This is a genomic window from Mesorhizobium sp. B2-4-18 (assembly GCF_006441385.1).
Classification (GTDB): domain Bacteria; phylum Pseudomonadota; class Alphaproteobacteria; order Rhizobiales; family Rhizobiaceae; genus Mesorhizobium; species Mesorhizobium australicum.
Genome location: NZ_VFUW01000004.1, coordinates 480450 through 496541, shown reverse-complemented (window position 1 = coordinate 496541; position 16092 = coordinate 480450). Strand labels below are relative to the sequence as shown.

Here is a 16092-nt window from a genome sequence, read left to right as displayed (position 1 = left end):
TTGACCGCCCATACGGCGCAGCTCGTGGTTTCCGGGGTGACGCAGATCGAATGATTTTCGGCTGAGTTCCAGGATTCAGCCGCCGGCGTTCGCATCACCGTCGGTGTCCGGCTCCTCTTCGGGCACCTCGCCCGGCTCGAACTCGTTGAAGCAGCCGAGCCCGCGCTTGAACCGGTCGATCAACCAGGCCGCCGCCGGCTTTGGACTGCGATCGTTGCGGTGCATGGCAAACAGGGGCGAACTCACTTCCTTGTAGGGTTCGAGGTCGAGTTCCACCAGGCGGCCGCTGGCCAGGTCGTCGGCGATCAGCCAGCGCGGCAGCCCGCCCCAGCCGAGCCCCTCGCGCATCAGTATGTGCTTGGTGCGCATGTCGGTCAGTCGCCACGTGCGGTGGGCGAAGACGCCGTAATCGCGTCCCTTGGTGCGCTCGGACTGGTCGATCACGACAAGCTGCGTATGCTCGCGCACATCCTCGAGCGCCACCGGCTTCGGCAGCAGGGCCAGCGGATGATTGGGCGCTGCCGCCGGCACCAGCGACATGAAGCCGATGCGCACGAGATGCACGTCGACATCGCCCAGCAGGCCGCCAATGCCGAGATCGGCCTGTCCGCTGACGACAAGATCGGGGATGAGACCGAGCGTGCCGATATACAGGCGCAGCATCACGGTCGGAAACCGCGCCTCGAATGCCTTGAGCACCCGCACCAGCACGGGGGAAGGCAATGATACGTCCACCGCCAGCGCCACCTCGGCCTCCAGCCCGTGATGGTGCCCGTCGACGCGCGAGCGCATGCGCTGCAGCACGCCAATCATGCGCCGCGCGTCTTCCAGCATCGCCCGGCCGATCTCGGTCAGTTGCGGCTCGCGCGTGCCCTCGCGCTCGAAAAGCTTCAGCCCGAGCTGCGCCTCGAGATTGGCGATACCGTAGCTGATGACGGATTGCGCGCGGTTGAGCTTGCGGCCGGCTGCCGAGAAACTGCCGGTATCGGCAACGGCGACAAGGATTTGGAGCTGGTCGAGGGTCGGGTTGGGCTGCATCGTTGTATCTACTTTATGGATGGATCGTATCGAAAATATACCAGTTTATCTGATTGGTCGATGCCCCATATATGGCGGGACAATTCATCCCACTGGAGAGACCCGCTATGTCCATTCTTCTCGTCACCTCGAGCCCGCGCGGCGCTGCCTCGCACTCGACCCGCATCGCCACCGAGTTCGCCCAGAAGCTTCTCGCCGCTGACCTGTCGAACACGCTGGTCGTGCGCGACCTCGTCGCCAACCCGCTGCCGCATATCGATGCCGACTATGCGACCGGCATCTACACGCCGGCCGATGCCCGCACCCCGCGCCAGGCCGAAGTGGTCGGCGTTTCCGATGTCGTGCTTGACGAGTTGTTCGCCGCCGACACGGTGATCCTGGCCACCGGCTTCATCAACTTCAACATCTCCTCGACGTTGAAGTCCTGGGTCGATCACGTCGCCCGCTCCGGCAAGAGCTTTGCCTATGGCGAGAACGGCCCCAAGGGTCTCGTCACCGGCAAGAAGGTCTACATCGTGCTGGCCTCCGGCGGCATCTATTCCGAAGGTGCGGCCGTGCAGTTCGATCACGCCGTCCCCTATCTGCGCAGCGTGCTCGGTTTCATCGGCATGACCGATGTCGACGTCATCCGCATCGAGGGCGTCTCCAAGGGACCTGACGCGGTGGATGCCGCGCTTGCCAAGGCTACGGCCACGGTCGATGCATTGGTTGCCGCCAGCCGTGATATCGCGGCTGCAGCGTAAGACTCTCGGTCCATGGTTTGTCAAAGGCAGGCGTTTGCGCCTGCTTTTTTCGTTCTAGCCGATCAGATGCCTCAACAGGCTGGCCGAAGCGACCCCGATCAGCACGGTTGGCAGCATGGAAAGGCGTGTCGCGGCGACCAAGGTGATGGCCAATGCCGCGAGATCGGCGGGATTGCGCGACACGAAGGCCGGCGCGATGACAGAGATCAGCACGCAGCCGGGTGCTGCCTCCATCACCGCCGTGGCGCGGGGACTGAGCACGCGGTTGCGCAGCACGACATAGCCGCCGATCCGCGTCAGATAGGTGACGCCGGCCATCAGCACGATGGTGAGAGGGGTCGCTGCGTCGATCATGCATCACCCGCCATCAGCCAGGCCGCGGCCAGCCCCGACACCGCGCCCGCCGCGACATACCAGGCGCCGGGAACGAAGAGATAGACCAGCGCCGCGACGGCCAGGCTGACAAGCCAGGGCCGTGCCGCCGCGACGCCCTTCCACATGCCGCGCATCAGCACCAGGAAGACGGCCGGAAACGCCATGTCGAAACCGTAGGTCTCGACATGGCCCAGCATCGGGCCGAGCAAGGCGCCCAGCGTGGTGAAGGCTACCCAGGTCAGATACATCGCCAGCGCGGCACCCATGTAATAGCGCGGGCTGAAGGCCGGTGCGACACCGGCGGCGGCGCGCTGTTTGGCGTCGGCCAGGCCCAGCGCCCAGCTTTCGTCGCATAGGAAGAACAGCGCCGGAAACACCTTGCGCCGCGGCAGGTCGCGCAGGAACGGCGCGAGCGCCGCTCCCATCAACAGATGGCGGCTGTTGACCAGGAAGGTGATGGCGACGATGAGCAGGATGTGCGGCGGCGACGTCCACAGCTGGACCGCCGCGAATTCCGAGCCGCCGGCGAAGTTCAGCCCCGTCATCATGGACAACTCGACCGTGCTCAGCCCTTTCTGCACGGCCTGGGCGCCAAGCACCAGCGCATAGGGGATGGTGCCGAGCAGCACCGGCGCGCAGGATGCCACGCCACGGCGAAACTCCGATCCCGAACCATTGCCGACCGTCTCGACTGCCTGTGAAATGCTCATACCCTGCCATTGGGCGGCCCCACAGCCGCCCTGCCCTGCGTTTGAAAATCCCGTGATGTCAGGGGCAAAACATACCTACAGCTCTCCGCAATTTGGTTGCGAAGATTGTTGTCTTTCGTCAGATTTTGGCATTCACTGTTGCGAAGCCGCAGGAAAATGGAATTCAACGCCATGAAGCTCGACGACATCGACAAACGCATCCTGCGGGCGTTGCAGCGAGACGGCCGCATGGCCAACAATGATCTGGCCAATGAGGTCGGCCTGTCGCCCTCGCCTTGCCTGCGGCGCGTCAAGCTCCTGGAGGAAGCCGGTATCATCGACCGCTATGTCGCCGTGATCAATCCGGCCAGCATCGGCAAGGGCCTCACCTTCTTCACCCGCATCTGGCTGAAGGCACAGGACGAGGACACGATCGAACATTTCGCCACCGAGGTCGCCAAGCTGCCGCAAGTGATGGAGTGCTATCTCATGCTCGGCGACTGCGACGCCATGGTGCGCGTCGTGGCCGCCGGCATCGATGACTACCGGCGCTTCCAGTCGGAGCATCTCAGCCGCATCAAGGGCGTGCAGAACGTCAAGACCGACGTACCGAGCCAGACGATCAAATACACATCGGAACTGCCGATCTAGGACAAGCCAGCGCAAATCCAAGGGTCTGTATCCGTCAAAGCCCTAACGTCCAGACTGGATAAAAAATGCAACCGGATTGTAGGATGGGCGCTGGTGCCGGCGTCCTTCGGACGCAAGGGCACGGCGAAGCTGGACCGTGCCACCACAAGACCGCGTTCCGGCATGGGAGAAAACCATGAACCATTCCTACCGTTGGGTCATCGTCGCGGCTGGCGCGCTGATGTCCTGTGTCGCCATCGGCACGATGTTTTCGCTGGCGATCTTTCTCGAACCTATGGCGCTCGATACCAATTGGTCGCGCGCGGGCATTTCGAGCGCCATGACACTCAATTTCCTGGTGATGGGCCTTGGCGGTTTCGCCTGGGGTGCCCTGTCCGACCGGTTCGGCGCCCGTATCGTCGTCACGATCGGCGCCGTGCTGCTCGGGCTGGCGTTGGTGCTGGCAAGCCGCGCCGGTTCGCTTCTCACCTTCCAGATCACCTATGGCGTGCTCGTCGGGCTCGCGGCCAGCGCCTTCTTCGCGCCGATGATCGCGCTGACGTCAGGCTGGTTCGACACCAATCGCGGACTGGCCGTATCGCTGGTCTCGGCCGGCATGGGCGTGGCGCCGATGACGATCTCGCCGCTCGCCCGCTGGCTGATCTCCGCCTACGAATGGCGTAGCGCCATGTTCGACATCGGCATCCTGGCCTGGGTGCTTCTGCTGCCCGCCGTGCTTCTGGTGCGCCAGCCGCCGAAGCCTGTCGCCTCGGGTGCCGCCGCATCACAAGCCGCCGAAGGCGCTGGCCTCACGGTCGGCCAGGCGCTGCGCTCGCCGCAATTCATCGTGCTGGGGCTGACCTTCTTCGCCTGCTGCGCGGCTCATTCCGGCCCGATCTTCCACATGGTCAGCTACGCCATGCTGTGCGGCGTCGCCCCGATGGCCGCTGTCTCGATCTACAGTGTCGAGGGTCTGGCAGGCCTCGGCGGCAGGCTGCTCTACGGCGTGCTGGCCGACCGGCTCGGGGTGAAGCCGGTGCTGATCGCCGGGCTGGCGATCCAGGCGATCGTCATTGCCGCCTATCTCTCGATCAGCCAGCTCGACCAGTTCTATATGCTGGCCGTCATCTTTGGCGCCACCTATGGCGGCGTCATGCCGCTCTACGCGGTGCTGGCGCGCGAATATTTCGGCCAGCGCATCCTCGGCACCGTATTCGGCGCCGCCACCATGCTCTCCAGCCTCGGCATGGCGCTAGGGCCGCTTGCCGGCGGCATGATCTTCGACGCCTATGCCAGCTACCATTGGCTGTTCATCGGCTCGGCGCTTATCGGCCTGGGTGCCGCGGGCATAGCGATCGCCTTCCCGCCGCTGCCACGCAGGGCGTTGCAGACGGCATAGGCATCGCCGCACTGCAATCGTCGCCAGAGGGCAGACGGGCTTGACGGGCCAATGGCCGGTCAAGCCATGCTACCTCGCGGTCACGCCGACTTGAGAACCGTGAACGGCCGCTTTTGAATGGCCCGCTTGGTCTGGAAATTCGCGGCCGGAGCGGGACGGCCGACGTGAAAGCCCTGGACCTTGTCTATGCCGAACTGGCGCATGAGGACCATCTGCTCTTCGGTCTCCACCCCTTCGACCAGAATCTTGTGGCCGCGATTTCTGACCAGCGCGATGATGTCCTGCAGCATCGCCATGCCCTTGGGGGTGCCGCAGTCGTGAAGAAACGAGCGGTCGATCTTGACCGTATCGAAGTCGATGAGACGAAGCCATGAAAGGCCGGCGAAGCCCGTCCCGAAATCATCGAGCCAGATCCTGATCCCGAGCAGCTTCAGGTCACTGATGCAGCGCAGGATGTCGGAATGCATCTCCATCTCCAGCCCCTCGGTGATCTCGAAGGCCAGCCTGTTTCCGGTTACGCCGGTCTCCCCCAGAATGGTCGCGACCGACGTCGCGAAGCCAGGCGTCTTGAGCTGGATCGGCGAGACGTTGACGCTGACGACGCGCACGTGATCCTGCGCCAGGAGTTCGGCGCACACCGTCCTTATTGCCCAGCGCCCGAGCTCAAGGATGGCGCCGGTTCGTTCCGCGACGGGAATGAACAGGCTCGGCGGAACCAGGGTGCCGTCAAGCATCTTGAGGCGCATCAGCGCCTCCACGGCCTCGAACCCGCCCGACGCGACGTCCTGGATGGGTTGGTAGACGAGCGAAACGAGGTCCTGGCCAATGGCGATCTTCAGCAATGCCGCCAGGTTCTCGCTCTCGTCGCTGCTCTGGGGATCGGTCGGATCGAACAGCCGGGCACAGTTTCGGCCGCTGGCCTTTGCAAGATAGAGCGCTCGATCGGCCTCGTGGATGATCTTCTCCAGCTTGGCGGCGGTCTGCTTCCTGGTGAACGCCGCGCCCACGCTCGCCGTCACGATCGAGATGCCATCCCGGCGCAACTCATGCGCGATCGCCAGGTTCTCGATCGTGCGGCAAATGGCTTCCGCCAGATCCGCGACCTCGCCCTTCTTGTCCATGCGGGCCAGGACGATGAATTCCTCGCCGCCATAGCGGCCGATGGAGCCATCATGTTGCTTGATCAGGTCGCTGAGCGCATCGGCGACCTGGATCAGGCAACGGTCGCCTTCCTGATGGCCATAGCAATCGTTGAACTTCTTGAAGAAGTCGACATCGATGAGGATCGCCGCGAAACCGTGGCCAAGCTTTTGCCAGTCGTTCCAATAGTCGCGCAGTTTTTCGTCGATGGCGCGCCGGTTCTCCAGCCCGGTCAGCGGATCCGTCCGCGACAGCCTGAGCAGGGCCTTGCCGCGCTCGGTCGCCTCCTTGTGCTGGATCTTGGCTTCCAGCGCGTTCAGGAAGACGTTGTAGCGTTCTTCGTTCAGCTTCCAGTTAACATAGGACGTGAATGTGAAGCACGAAACGTAGAAAGTGCCGAAGACCATCTTGTATATCAGCGTAGCGGGTAAAAAGTAGTTCACCACATACAAGATGCACAAAATTATCGTCGACGTTATGATCGAGACCTTGAAGCGGAATGTGAAGAAGAGATTGGCACTCATCATGAAAATAGTGCCAAAGACCATATAATAGGCGACGCTTTCCTTGTTCGCGCCCATGGACGCGGGGCAAAGCCAGCCGATATAGCCAAAGATGATGGCCGCGGCGCAGGTTACGTCAAGCCAGTCGGTGGCGGCTCCCCTGCGAAGCTGTGCTTCCAGGACCAACAGTGCAGTCAGTCCGACAGCGAAGCGGGCCGTGATTGTAAGGGCGGCCACGTCGGGTATCAGCAGCAGATCCGATACCGAAAACAAGACGTAGATGACGACGGCGATCCAGAGGCCTGGCCTGGCTTCCTTCCTTCGCTTCGCCTGGGCTTCCGTGCGGTAAAGGGTTCGAAGTTCGGCCGCCCCCAGCTCCTGGCGCGGCGGTTCCGCATCCACCGCATCGGCCACTGCGGATGACGCGCGTTCGTTCACGACAAATCCCGACTGAAGGACATTTCGCGTTCCGAACTCTTTTCCAGCTTCTGCCCCCAACGCAGACCGACTCCTTGGCGCGACACGACTTGCCGCGCGATCAAATGCAATGACGCAGGACAAGTTTCCGTTAACTCGAACCCGGAATCCCGCCCTCAAAAACCCCAAAGAATTGATATGGTTAGCGGGAAATTAATCATATCGATAGAATGCAACGGAGCCGCCGTTGGCAAATCGAGTATTCTACGCAATAAGTTAACTGACTGTTAACTATGGAGCCTTGGTGTGCAAACTGTCTTTGACGGCCAGAGTCTGATTACTGCTGAAGCGATCGCCGGTGGTCTCCGTCGAGGAAAGCCCGAGCATCATGGCGAAGCGTTCGAAACCGCTCGCGCGGAGCTGGCGCTCATCCTCCACGCCACACAGCAACAGGTCGAGCAGCAAAAATTTCCCGCCGAGATCGTTCGCCGCCTGCTGTCGCTTCTCAATGCGCTGCGCGCCAAGGTCCATCCCGACGTTTGGCAGGCGTTGATACCGGTGGCGCAGAACCACCCGATCCAGAAGTACTTTCTGGAGGATCCGCTGACGCATTGGTCCTTCACCAAGCCCAGGGGTTATTCCGGCGACGCGCAGTTGCTCGACTACATCTATTGCGACCCGCATGTTGCCGAGAGCGTCGCAAGCGCCTCGGAGGTCGGCAAGGCGCTTTACAGCCACACCCAGAACGTTCCGTCATGCGTCGCCGCACGCGAGCGCCGCGATCTGCTGACCCGCTATGTCGATGAAACCGCGGCCAGGAACGGACCCGAAACGGAAGTCCTGGCGATCGCTGCCGGCCATCTGCGCGAGGCGAACCGTTCGGCCGCATTGGCCGAGGGCGGCCTCAAGCGCTGGGTCGCGCTCGACCAGGATCCCCAGAGCGTCGGACTGATCGCGCGCGACTTCCAGGGCACCGCGGTCGAGGCCATCGACGGCTCGGTGCGCACTGTGCTCACCAGAGGCCACAAGCTCGGCAAGTTCGACCTCATCTATGCCTCCGGCCTTTACGACTACCTCCAGCACAACGTCGCCGTGAAACTCACCAAGACCTGCCTGCAGATGCTGAAGCCGAACGGGACCTTCCTGTTCGCCAACTACGCCGAGGGCACTCCTGACGCCGGCTACCGGGAAACGTTCATGGACTGGGTGCTGCTGCTGCGGTCGGAGGTCGACATGTGGAACATCATCAACGCCAGCGTCGACCGCAACGCAGTCGACGCGCAGGTCTACTTCGGCGAGAACCGCAACGTGCTTTACGGCGTCATCCACAAGCGTGGATAATACCCGTCTGGATGCAAACCGGCTGACGTAAGACCTCGAGCGCTTCGACCGCGATGCTCGAGGGTTCGGTCCTCTTACGCGCACCCCAGGCTCGCTTCGGGAACGGCATGCCCTAGCCGAAAATCCGCTCGCCCTGTTCGTCGACGAGCTGGATGCCTTTCTTGATCGAGATGTCGACGGCGTCGTCCAGCCCGGCGAAACGGTCGGCGCGGATGAATTTGTGCTCCTTCACAACGCCGTCGACCTCCTTGGAGACGACGCCGCAGGTCTGGTACTGGCCATCAGCCTTGTAGGGCGTGGCGCTGATCGTGAAGCCCTTGTGCTCGACCTGCTTGGCGGGCGCGGCATTTCCAGGCTCGGCCGCTTCGCCGCCACCGCCGCCGCCGAAAAGACGCTTCAAAAAAGACATCGCTCAAATCTCCCTGTCGCCGGCGATCGCGGTTCGCGTGCGATTCACGACGTTGTTCCTCCAGCATGCGCGAATGTGCCGCCGCGTTCCAGTCCCCTGATGAAGACGGAGACCAGGAGCTCGATCTGCTGGCCGATCTCATCGGCCTGGCGGCGGTCGGACCTGGCCGCATAGCCGCTGGTGACGATGCCATGTACGCTTGACCAGAGGGTTCGCGCGGCGATCCGGCGCGTGTCCTCGTCGAGATCGAAGCCGCCATCGGCAAGCACGCTGGCGATGATCTCGAACAGCCGGTCGAGCCGCGCTTCGTAGACGTCGGGCTCGGTCAGCACCGGGCGCCGCCTGTTGAAGGCAAGCAGCGCCGGCCAGCTGCCGGGATGCGCCTCGACGAAGCGAACATAGGCGCCTGCCAGTGCCATCAGCCGTTGGCGCACGTCGGTGATACCACGCCTGGCAAGCTCGGCCATCGCCGCGGCGCCCGCGCCCCCCAGCCGGTCGAGCAGGCGCATGTTGACGGCGCGGTGCACCCCGTCCAGATCGGAAAACAGGTTGTAGACCGAGCCGACCGAGATGCCCGCCTGTTCGGCAATGGTCCTGGCCTTCAGATTGTCCCTGCCGCCCTCGTTGAGCAGCACTTCGGCAATGGCCAGCACCCGCTCGCCCGTCTCTTCCTTGTCGAGTGCCATGCTTTCCTTCTGAATGAGCGCGCCTAGCAAATGACCTGCTGTTTTCGACCCGACGCTGCTTCGTTTACCACATCCAGGGTATCGTGAACAGTGTTCAAAAGGTCTTGAACGAGGTTCATTCCTGCTATTGGCTACTGGCCATGGGCATCCTGCTGCTCACCGGCAGCCTCGTGAACCTGGTCAAGTACCGCACCGACGAGCGCATCTCCGCCGAGACGGCCAAGATCGAGAAGGCGCGCACGAGAAGCTGATCAGTGAATATGTCGGCAAGGAATGATGCCGACCTGCCCTGACGAGAAAAGCCCGGATCTCCCCGGGCTTTTTGTTGAGCTTTCGCGCTTCAGGAGACGCGCCGCATCGTGGGCTCAGCGATGTGTCAGCGCTTCCAGCGCTTCGGCGGCGGCTTCCAGAATGGCGATCGCCTCGGCCTGCTTTTCGGCCGGGGCATCGACGATCTCGCCGAGTGCCGCGCGCAGCCGGTGGCGGATGGCGCGGAATTCGTCGCGCGTTTCGGAGCGCTCGCCACGTCCACCCCGGCCGCCGCGACGGTCCTCGCCGTCGTCGTTCCAGCCGAACCAGTCGCGCGCCTTGGCCATCTTGCGGCCGAACCGCTCGAGATGATCGAGCACGCCGTCGATCATCTCGCGATTGTCGGCCAGATGCGCCTGCCCGGCCTCGGTGATCGAGAACACCTTCTTGTTGCCTTCGCTCGACGACACGGCATAGCCAGCCTCTTCCAGGAAGGTCAGCGTCGGGTAGACCACGCCCGGGCTCGGGGTGTAGATGCCGCTGGTGCGCTCTTCCAGCGCCTTGATGATGTCGTAGCCGTGACGCGGCGCCTCGGCCAGCAGCGACAGCGTGATCAGCTTGAGGTCGCCGTCGGCCAGCATGCGCCCGGCGCGAAAGAAGTCCCCCGGGCCGCCGCGACCGCCGCCGCCCCTGCCCCCGAACGGGCCGAAGCCGCCGCCCCCCCTGCCACCGAACTTGCCGGCCATATGCATGAACATGCGCTCGCCGAAATGATGACGGTCGGAATGATTGTGCCCAAAATTGTGCTTGTGCATTGATTGCTCCTTGAGTTCTATCTCACGATATATCTTAATTAGGCACACCCCACCGATGAGTCAAGATATATCTTACGATGCATCTTATCCAGCGGTGACGTCCACGCGTCAGGCGCGGCAGGAATGGATGGTGTGTGAGTGGGCTACCAGCGGCCCTTGCGCCGATTCCAGCCGTAGAGCAGATCGGCGAAGCGATCGTAGGCAATGCGGGTCGGCGGCAGCATGAGCCGATTGCCGAACAGGCGCGCCAGCCATCCCTCGCCAGGCGTTGTCAGCCAGACCGCGATGGCCACGTCTGCACCGACCAGCAGCCTGCCCTGGGCGTCGGTCGCATGCAGCCGGCGGCGGATGTCCTCCAGCGAGACGCCATGCGACGACAGCGCATCCGGCTCCAGGTTGATGTCGCGGAATTCGATCCGACCGGCCTTGACCGCCTCGACCAGCCGCCGCTTCTGCCGGCCGATGCCGGCATCGCAGACGGGGCAGCGCGTGTTGTACCAGACGGTCAGCACGGGCCTGGACATGTGTCAGCCGTGATCGTGCCGGTGGTGCAGATCGGGATAATGCGGATGCTTGTGGCGCAGCGGCGCATGCCGGTGCAAGTGCGAATGCGGCTCCGTCACCGGCCCGTCGTGATGATGCTGGTGGTGCTCGTCATGCACATGGCTGTGCTCATGCTCCAGCGCCTCGTGCTCATGCTCGTGATCGTGGCGTTCCGACAGATGCAACCAGAGCCCGACGCCCATCAGCAACCCTGCAATCGCCAGCTTCAGCGTCACGGCATCGCCGAGCATGACGATGGCCAGCAAGGCACCGATGAACGGCGCCAGCGAATAATAGGCTCCGGTGCGCGCCGTTCCGAGATGGCGCAACGCAAGGATGAACATCACCAGGCTGACGCCGATGCCGAAGAAACCGACAGCCGCCGCCGAGGCGACAATCGGCGCGGCGGGAAGCGAGGCGCCGCCGATCAATGCCAGGCCGACATTGACGGTACCGGCCACGAGCCCCTTCAGCATGGCGATCACCACCGGGTCTGTGGCCGATATCCGGCGCGTGAAATTGTTGTCCAGTCCCCATGCCAGGCACGCCCCCGCGACCAGCAACGCGCCAAGGTTGAAAGTGACGCCATTACCTTGCCACGAAAGCAAAACAGCGCCAGTGAGAATGGCGAAGGCACCGAAAAGCAGGTGCCGGTCGACATTTTCGCGATAGACGAGCCAGGCGATCGCCATCGTTGCCAGCCCTTCGAGGTTGAGCAGCAATGCAGAACTGGATGCCGTGTTGAGGATGAGGCCGAACATCAGCAGGACCGGTCCAACAATGCCGCCCATGCCGATGGCCAGTGCAAGCCATGGAATATCCCCGGCGGCCAGTCGCGCCTCGCCGGCATTGGCTTGCCTGCCGCGCAACAGGCGATAGAGGGCAAGGCCAAGGCCCGCGCCGAGATATAGCAGGCCCGCAAGCATGAACGGATGGACGCTGTCGAGCAGCAGCTTGGACAGGGGCGGCGTCGCGCCGAACAAGACGGCTGAGCCGAGGGCAAGCGGTACGCCGGGCCAAAGATGCGAATGGGAATGGGTCATGGCTCACCCTATCATGGTGGCGCGCATGTCATCGACCACACCGCCAGGCACGGTTTGCGAGATCGCCCAACGGAAGTCCGCGCCTCAGTTCCGATGCATGACGGCCCGACGCGTCTGTTGTCGCGAAACAGCGCCCACTCTTCACAGAGGCGCCCGTTGGGCAGGTGGCAAAACCGTTGCCGGCCTTGTCCTTCTTGATTGTCAGGCGTCCGCCAATCGCTGCGCAATGGACCGATGCGGGATTGGCCGTGCCGACCTGTTTGCGCAAGGCGGATACCGTCATCCAAGCGACGAGATGATCTCGCGGTAAGCGAGCTCCGGGAAAGCCTTCATCGTCTGCGACCTGATATTGCCGCCCGCGGCCAGCATCAGCGCGAAACGCGCCAGCACCGCATCGTCGGGCGCCTCGACCACCGCCACCATGTCGAATTCGCCCATGGTCAGGTAGAACGACTTGAACGATCCTCCCATCTCGCCCAGTTGCTTCCTGGCGGCGTCGAGGCGCTTGGGCGAGTCGCGCACGTTCTTGGCGCCGTGCTCGGTCCAGTTCATCAGCATGATGTAGGTCGTCATGGTAGGCCTCTCTCCGGGGCCACGGAGCACGGCACTCAGGCCATGGGCTTGTCGACACGGCCTCGGCCGGGGCTGGCTTCCGGGGTTGTCGCCCGAAAATGCATCCGACGCCGGAGTATCCTCCCGCTGCCGACGTCCTGCAAGCGCTACTGCGCGGGAACCCAATGCCGAGTGAGCGCGACCTCCCGCCAGCCGACACAACAAAGGCGCGGGCAGGCATCAACCGCAAATCAGCCGGCGGCGTTCAGGTAAAGCCGGTTTAAAAACCCGCCGGATTGCGGCAATCTCCGTCGTGGCCCCCAGGCCGGCAATACCCCATCCGGGGCCAATCCAGCCGCAGGAGAGCTTCATGCGCGAGACATCAGAGCTGCCGCCGGAACAGATCGAAATTCCCGCCGCCTGGATCGGCGAGGACATGGCGAAGCATCCTGAAAAATGGCTGGTCGACCTGGAGCCAGAGGACGTCGCGGAGTTGGAAGCTGCCGCAACCGGCTTTCTCGCCGGCTCGCACGATATCGGCAGTCTGACCAAGGCTGATTTCCCCTTGCCCCGGCTTGCCGGCCACCTTGCCGCGCTTCGCGAAAAACTGATTGCCGGAATTGGCTTCGAGGTGCTGCGCGGTCTCCCGGTCGAGAGATATTCCGCCGAGATGACGGCAACGATCTTCCGCGGGGTTGGCGCCCACCTGGGAAGCGCTCGGTCCCAGAATGCCCAGGGCCACATACTCGGCCATGTCCGCGACATCGGGGCCGACCCCAGGGATTCCAGGACACGCATCTACCAGACGTCGGAACGCCAGACATTTCACACCGATTCCGCCGATGTCGTCGGCCTGCTCTGCCTGCGCGATGCCAGGCAGGGCGGCGAGTCCCTGCTGGTGAGCACGGTGACGATCTACAACGAGATGCGCAAGAGACGGCCCGATCTGGTTCCCCTGCTGTTCGATCCGATTGCCACCGACCGGCGTGGCGAGATCCCGGAAGGCGAAAAGCCCTACTTCGAAATCCCGGTGCTCAACTGGCATGCCGGACTGCTGACCGGCATCTATCAGCGTCAGTATATCGACAGCGCGCAACGCTTTCCCGATGCCATGCGCCTCACTCCAGCCCATGTCGAGGCGCTGGATCTTTTCGACAGCCTTGCCAATGATGTCAGGCTGAACCTGTCGATGCGGCTCCGGCCTGGCGACATGCAGTTCGTCTACAATCATTCGCTGCTTCACGACCGCATGGGCTTTCGCGATTGGCCGGATCCCGACAAGCGGCGCCATATGCTGCGCCTGTGGCTGTCGGTCCCCGGCGACCGTCCGCTGCCGGACTGCTTCCGGCAGCGCTATGGCTCGATAGAGATCGGCAACCGGGGCGGCATCACCGTCAAGGGCGCGCGGCTGAACGTGCCGTTGCTTTGACGCCCGAAACGAAAAAGGGCGCCGATCGGCGCCCTTAACTGTTCGCGACAAAAATGAACTCAGCTATCGAGGAAGCTGCGCAGCTTGCGCGAGCGGCTCGGGTGCTTGAGCTTGCGCAGCGCCTTGGCTTCGATCTGGCGGATACGCTCGCGGGTGACCGAGAACTGCTGGCCGACCTCTTCCAGCGTGTGGTCGGTGTTCATGCCGATGCCGAAGCGCATGCGCAACACGCGCTCCTCGCGCGGGGTGAGCGAAGCCAGAACGCGCGTGGTGGTCTCGCGCAGATTGGCCTGGATCGCCGCGTCGATCGGCAGGATCGCCATCTTGTCCTCGATGAAATCGCCCAGATGCGAATCCTCCTCGTCGCCCACAGGCGTTTCGAGCGAGATCGGCTCCTTGGCGATCTTCAAGACCTTGCGCACTTTTTCGAGCGGCATGGCGAGCTTCTCGGCCAGTTCCTCCGGCGTCGGCTCGCGGCCGATCTCGTGCAACATCTGGCGCGAGGTGCGCACGATCTTGTTGATCGTCTCGATCATGTGCACCGGAATGCGGATGGTGCGCGCCTGGTCGGCGATCGAACGCGTGATCGCCTGCCTGATCCACCATGTCGCGTAGGTCGAGAACTTGTAGCCGCGGCGGTACTCGAATTTGTCGACGGCCTTCATCAGGCCGATATTGCCTTCCTGGATCAGGTCGAGGAACTGCAGGCCACGATTGGTGTATTTCTTGGCGATGGAGATGACGAGGCGCAGATTGGCCTCGACCATTTCCTTCTTGGCGATCGCGGCTTCGCGCTCGCCCTTCTGCACCTGGTTGACGATCTTTCGGAATTCCAGGATCGAAATGGCCGTTTCCGTGGCCAGATTCTGGATCTCGGCGCGCAAATCCTTGATCGCGTCCTTCTCGTTCTTGGTGAATTCCTTCCAGCCGCGCGAGGTCAGGTTGGCGATCGAGCGCGTCCAGTTGGGGTCGAGTTCGGAGCCCTGATATTCCTTCAGGAATTCCTCGCGGCGCACGCCATAGCTTTCGGCCAGGCGCAACAGCTTGCCCTCGTTCTGCACCAGCCGCTTGTTGATGTCGTAGAGCTGCTCGACCAGCGCCTCGATACGCGCCGTGTTGAGCGACAGCGACTTCACCGCCTTGATCAGCTGGTCCTTCAGCTCCTTCAGCCGGCGGTCCTGGCTGGGCGACAGCGTGCCGGCGGCGGCCAGACGGTTCTCGACCTGCTGGTCCTGCAGCTTCCTGAGCTTCTTGTAAGTGTCGGCGATGACGTCGAGCGTCTCCATCACCTGAGGGCGGAGTTCCGCTTCCATCGCCGCCAGCGACAGGCTCGCCTCGTCCTCGTCTTCCTCGTCATCATCGCCGATGCCGCGCGTGTCGGCGCCGACATTGGTGATGTCGTCTTCGTCATCGCGTCCGCGACGCGACTTTTCCTCGACCTTGGGTGCTTCCTCGACGCGTTCGACCACCGGCGCCTGCTTGGCTTCGGGGCCGGCATAGGTGGCTTCGAGGTCGATGATCTCGCGCAGCAGGATCTTGGATTCGTTGAGCTCGTCGCGCCAGATGATGATGGCCTGGAAGGTCAGCGGGCTTTCGCACAGGCCCGCAATCATCGTCTCGCGGCCGGCCTCGATGCGCTTGGCGATGGCGATTTCGCCTTCGCGCGACAGAAGCTCGACCGAGCCCATCTCGCGCAAATACATGCGCACCGGATCGTCGGTGCGGTCGGTCGGCTCTTTCTTGGTGGTGGTGGCGGCGACCGCGGTGCCGGTCTGCTCGGCCAGCTCGTTGGCGTCTTCCTCGGCATCGGCGGCGGTGTCGCCGGCCTCGGCCTCTTCGCCCTGTTCGTCATCCTCGACGACGTTGATGCCCATGTCGGACAGCATCGCCATCGTGTCCTCGATCTGCTCGGAGGTCACTTCCTCGGAAGGCAGCACCGAATTCAGCTCGTCCATGGTGACATAGCCGCGCTTCTTGGCGGCCTTGATCATCTTCTTGACAGCATCATCGGAAAGGTCGAGCAGAGGCCCATCGGTGGCGCCTTCGCGTTCGGTCTCGACCTCTTCCTTTTCCTTTGTCGCCATAGTCTTT

17 protein-coding genes are annotated in these 16092 nt (G+C 63.1%); 6 read left to right on the top strand and 11 right to left on the bottom strand.

Annotated elements, in window-relative coordinates:
• Positions 1-75: 75 nt before the first annotated feature.
• The gene (locus FJ527_RS13130) at positions 76-1038 is read right to left on the bottom strand and encodes a LysR family transcriptional regulator (protein WP_140823278.1); all 963 of its coding nucleotides are present in this window, start codon (positions 1036-1038) and stop codon (positions 76-78) included.
• A gap of 107 nt (positions 1039-1145) precedes the next feature.
• Between FJ527_RS13130 and FJ527_RS13125 the strand changes: the two genes are divergently transcribed.
• Positions 1146-1781 carry an FMN-dependent NADH-azoreductase gene (locus FJ527_RS13125; protein ID WP_140823277.1) on the top strand — a complete coding sequence of 212 codons (636 nt, stop codon included), beginning with the start codon at positions 1146-1148 and terminating at the stop codon, positions 1779-1781.
• A gap of 54 nt (positions 1782-1835) precedes the next feature.
• Here FJ527_RS13125 and FJ527_RS13120 read toward each other — a convergent pair whose 3' ends face one another.
• Positions 1836-2135 carry an AzlD family protein gene (locus FJ527_RS13120; protein WP_140823276.1) on the bottom strand — a complete coding sequence of 100 codons (300 nt, stop codon included), beginning with the start codon at positions 2133-2135 and terminating at the stop codon, positions 1836-1838.
• Positions 2132-2866: an AzlC family ABC transporter permease gene (locus FJ527_RS13115; RefSeq protein ID WP_140713806.1), complete on the bottom strand. Its 735-nt coding sequence runs from the start codon at positions 2864-2866 to the stop codon at positions 2132-2134. The genes FJ527_RS13120 and FJ527_RS13115 overlap by 4 nt, the downstream gene beginning before the upstream one ends.
• 171 nt (positions 2867-3037) lie before the next feature.
• On the opposite strand from FJ527_RS13115, the gene FJ527_RS13110 reads away from it, so the two are divergent.
• The gene (locus FJ527_RS13110; protein WP_015316228.1) at positions 3038-3496 is read left to right on the top strand and encodes an Lrp/AsnC family transcriptional regulator; all 459 of its coding nucleotides are present in this window, start codon (positions 3038-3040) and stop codon (positions 3494-3496) included.
• 175 nt (positions 3497-3671) lie between these two features.
• Positions 3672-4874: an MFS transporter gene (locus FJ527_RS13105; protein WP_140727052.1), complete on the top strand. Its 1203-nt coding sequence runs from the start codon at positions 3672-3674 to the stop codon at positions 4872-4874.
• An 80-nt stretch (positions 4875-4954) separates the two neighbouring features.
• Here the strand turns inward: FJ527_RS13105 and FJ527_RS13100 are convergent, their stop codons facing one another.
• Positions 4955-6955 carry an EAL domain-containing protein gene (locus FJ527_RS13100; protein WP_051041256.1) on the bottom strand — a complete coding sequence of 667 codons (2001 nt, stop codon included), beginning with the start codon at positions 6953-6955 and terminating at the stop codon, positions 4955-4957.
• A gap of 285 nt (positions 6956-7240) precedes the next feature.
• On the opposite strand from FJ527_RS13100, the gene FJ527_RS13095 reads away from it, so the two are divergent.
• Positions 7241-8275 (top strand): class I SAM-dependent methyltransferase, encoded by a 1035-nt coding sequence (locus FJ527_RS13095; protein WP_015316225.1) that lies wholly within the window; start codon positions 7241-7243, stop codon positions 8273-8275.
• Between the two features lie 112 nt (positions 8276-8387).
• Here the strand turns inward: FJ527_RS13095 and FJ527_RS13090 are convergent, their stop codons facing one another.
• A complete protein-coding gene (locus tag FJ527_RS13090) occupies positions 8388-8684 on the bottom strand; it encodes an HlyU family transcriptional regulator (protein WP_015316224.1) in 297 nt (98 codons plus the stop codon).
• Positions 8685-8728: 44 nt separating this feature from the next.
• Positions 8729-9370, bottom strand: coding sequence for a TetR/AcrR family transcriptional regulator (locus FJ527_RS13085; RefSeq protein WP_140713802.1), 642 nt, complete (start codon positions 9368-9370; stop codon positions 8729-8731).
• 83 nt (positions 9371-9453) lie between these two features.
• Between FJ527_RS13085 and FJ527_RS29285 the strand changes: the two genes are divergently transcribed.
• Complete coding sequence (locus FJ527_RS29285) at positions 9454-9621, top strand: hypothetical protein (RefSeq protein WP_181166347.1); 168 nt, start codon at positions 9454-9456, stop codon at positions 9619-9621.
• A 114-nt stretch (positions 9622-9735) separates the two neighbouring features.
• Here the strand turns inward: FJ527_RS29285 and FJ527_RS13080 are convergent, their stop codons facing one another.
• From FJ527_RS13080 to FJ527_RS13060, 4 genes are all read right to left on the bottom strand, one after another.
• Positions 9736-10434, bottom strand: a complete 699-nt coding sequence (locus FJ527_RS13080; protein WP_015316222.1) for a PadR family transcriptional regulator — start codon at positions 10432-10434, stop codon at positions 9736-9738.
• Between the two features lie 143 nt (positions 10435-10577).
• Positions 10578-10958, bottom strand: coding sequence for a DCC1-like thiol-disulfide oxidoreductase family protein (locus tag FJ527_RS13075; protein WP_181166339.1), 381 nt, complete (start codon positions 10956-10958; stop codon positions 10578-10580).
• A gap of 3 nt (positions 10959-10961) precedes the next feature.
• Complete coding sequence (locus tag FJ527_RS13070) at positions 10962-12020, bottom strand: DMT family transporter (RefSeq protein WP_140823275.1); 1059 nt, start codon at positions 12018-12020, stop codon at positions 10962-10964.
• Between the two features lie 279 nt (positions 12021-12299).
• Positions 12300-12593, bottom strand: coding sequence for a GYD domain-containing protein (locus FJ527_RS13060; RefSeq protein ID WP_015316219.1), 294 nt, complete (start codon positions 12591-12593; stop codon positions 12300-12302).
• A 349-nt stretch (positions 12594-12942) separates the two neighbouring features.
• Between FJ527_RS13060 and FJ527_RS13055 the strand changes: the two genes are divergently transcribed.
• Positions 12943-14001, top strand: coding sequence for a TauD/TfdA family dioxygenase (locus tag FJ527_RS13055; protein WP_140823274.1), 1059 nt, complete (start codon positions 12943-12945; stop codon positions 13999-14001).
• A gap of 59 nt (positions 14002-14060) precedes the next feature.
• Here the strand turns inward: FJ527_RS13055 and rpoD are convergent, their stop codons facing one another.
• Positions 14061-16085 carry an RNA polymerase sigma factor RpoD gene (gene rpoD / locus FJ527_RS13050; RefSeq protein ID WP_140713786.1) on the bottom strand — a complete coding sequence of 675 codons (2025 nt, stop codon included), beginning with the start codon at positions 16083-16085 and terminating at the stop codon, positions 14061-14063.
• Positions 16086-16092: the final 7 nt, after the last annotated feature.

Excerpts from the sequence above, each read along its gene's own strand:
- FJ527_RS13130 (WP_140823278.1), bottom strand. The coding sequence starts at position 1,038 with ATGCAGCCCAACCCGACCCTCGACCAGCTCCAAATCCTTGTCGCCGTT.
- FJ527_RS13125 (WP_140823277.1), top strand. The coding sequence starts at position 1,146 with ATGTCCATTCTTCTCGTCACCTCGAGCCCGCGCGGCGCTGCCTCGCAC.
- FJ527_RS13120 (WP_140823276.1), bottom strand. The coding sequence starts at position 2,135 with ATGATCGACGCAGCGACCCCTCTCACCATCGTGCTGATGGCCGGCGTC.
- FJ527_RS13115 (WP_140713806.1), bottom strand. The coding sequence starts at position 2,866 with ATGAGCATTTCACAGGCAGTCGAGACGGTCGGCAATGGTTCGGGATCG.
- FJ527_RS13110 (WP_015316228.1), top strand. The coding sequence starts at position 3,038 with ATGAAGCTCGACGACATCGACAAACGCATCCTGCGGGCGTTGCAGCGA.
- FJ527_RS13105 (WP_140727052.1), top strand. The coding sequence starts at position 3,672 with ATGAACCATTCCTACCGTTGGGTCATCGTCGCGGCTGGCGCGCTGATG.
- FJ527_RS13090 (WP_015316224.1), bottom strand. The coding sequence starts at position 8,684 with ATGTCTTTTTTGAAGCGTCTTTTCGGCGGCGGCGGTGGCGGCGAAGCG.
- FJ527_RS13085 (WP_140713802.1), bottom strand. The coding sequence starts at position 9,370 with ATGGCACTCGACAAGGAAGAGACGGGCGAGCGGGTGCTGGCCATTGCC.
- FJ527_RS13080 (WP_015316222.1), bottom strand. The coding sequence starts at position 10,434 with ATGCACAAGCACAATTTTGGGCACAATCATTCCGACCGTCATCATTTC.
- FJ527_RS13075 (WP_181166339.1), bottom strand. The coding sequence starts at position 10,958 with ATGTCCAGGCCCGTGCTGACCGTCTGGTACAACACGCGCTGCCCCGTC.
- FJ527_RS13070 (WP_140823275.1), bottom strand. The coding sequence starts at position 12,020 with ATGACCCATTCCCATTCGCATCTTTGGCCCGGCGTACCGCTTGCCCTC.
- FJ527_RS13060 (WP_015316219.1), bottom strand. The coding sequence starts at position 12,593 with ATGACGACCTACATCATGCTGATGAACTGGACCGAGCACGGCGCCAAG.
- FJ527_RS13055 (WP_140823274.1), top strand. The coding sequence starts at position 12,943 with ATGCGCGAGACATCAGAGCTGCCGCCGGAACAGATCGAAATTCCCGCC.
- rpoD (WP_140713786.1), bottom strand. The coding sequence starts at position 16,085 with ATGGCGACAAAGGAAAAGGAAGAGGTCGAGACCGAACGCGAAGGCGCC.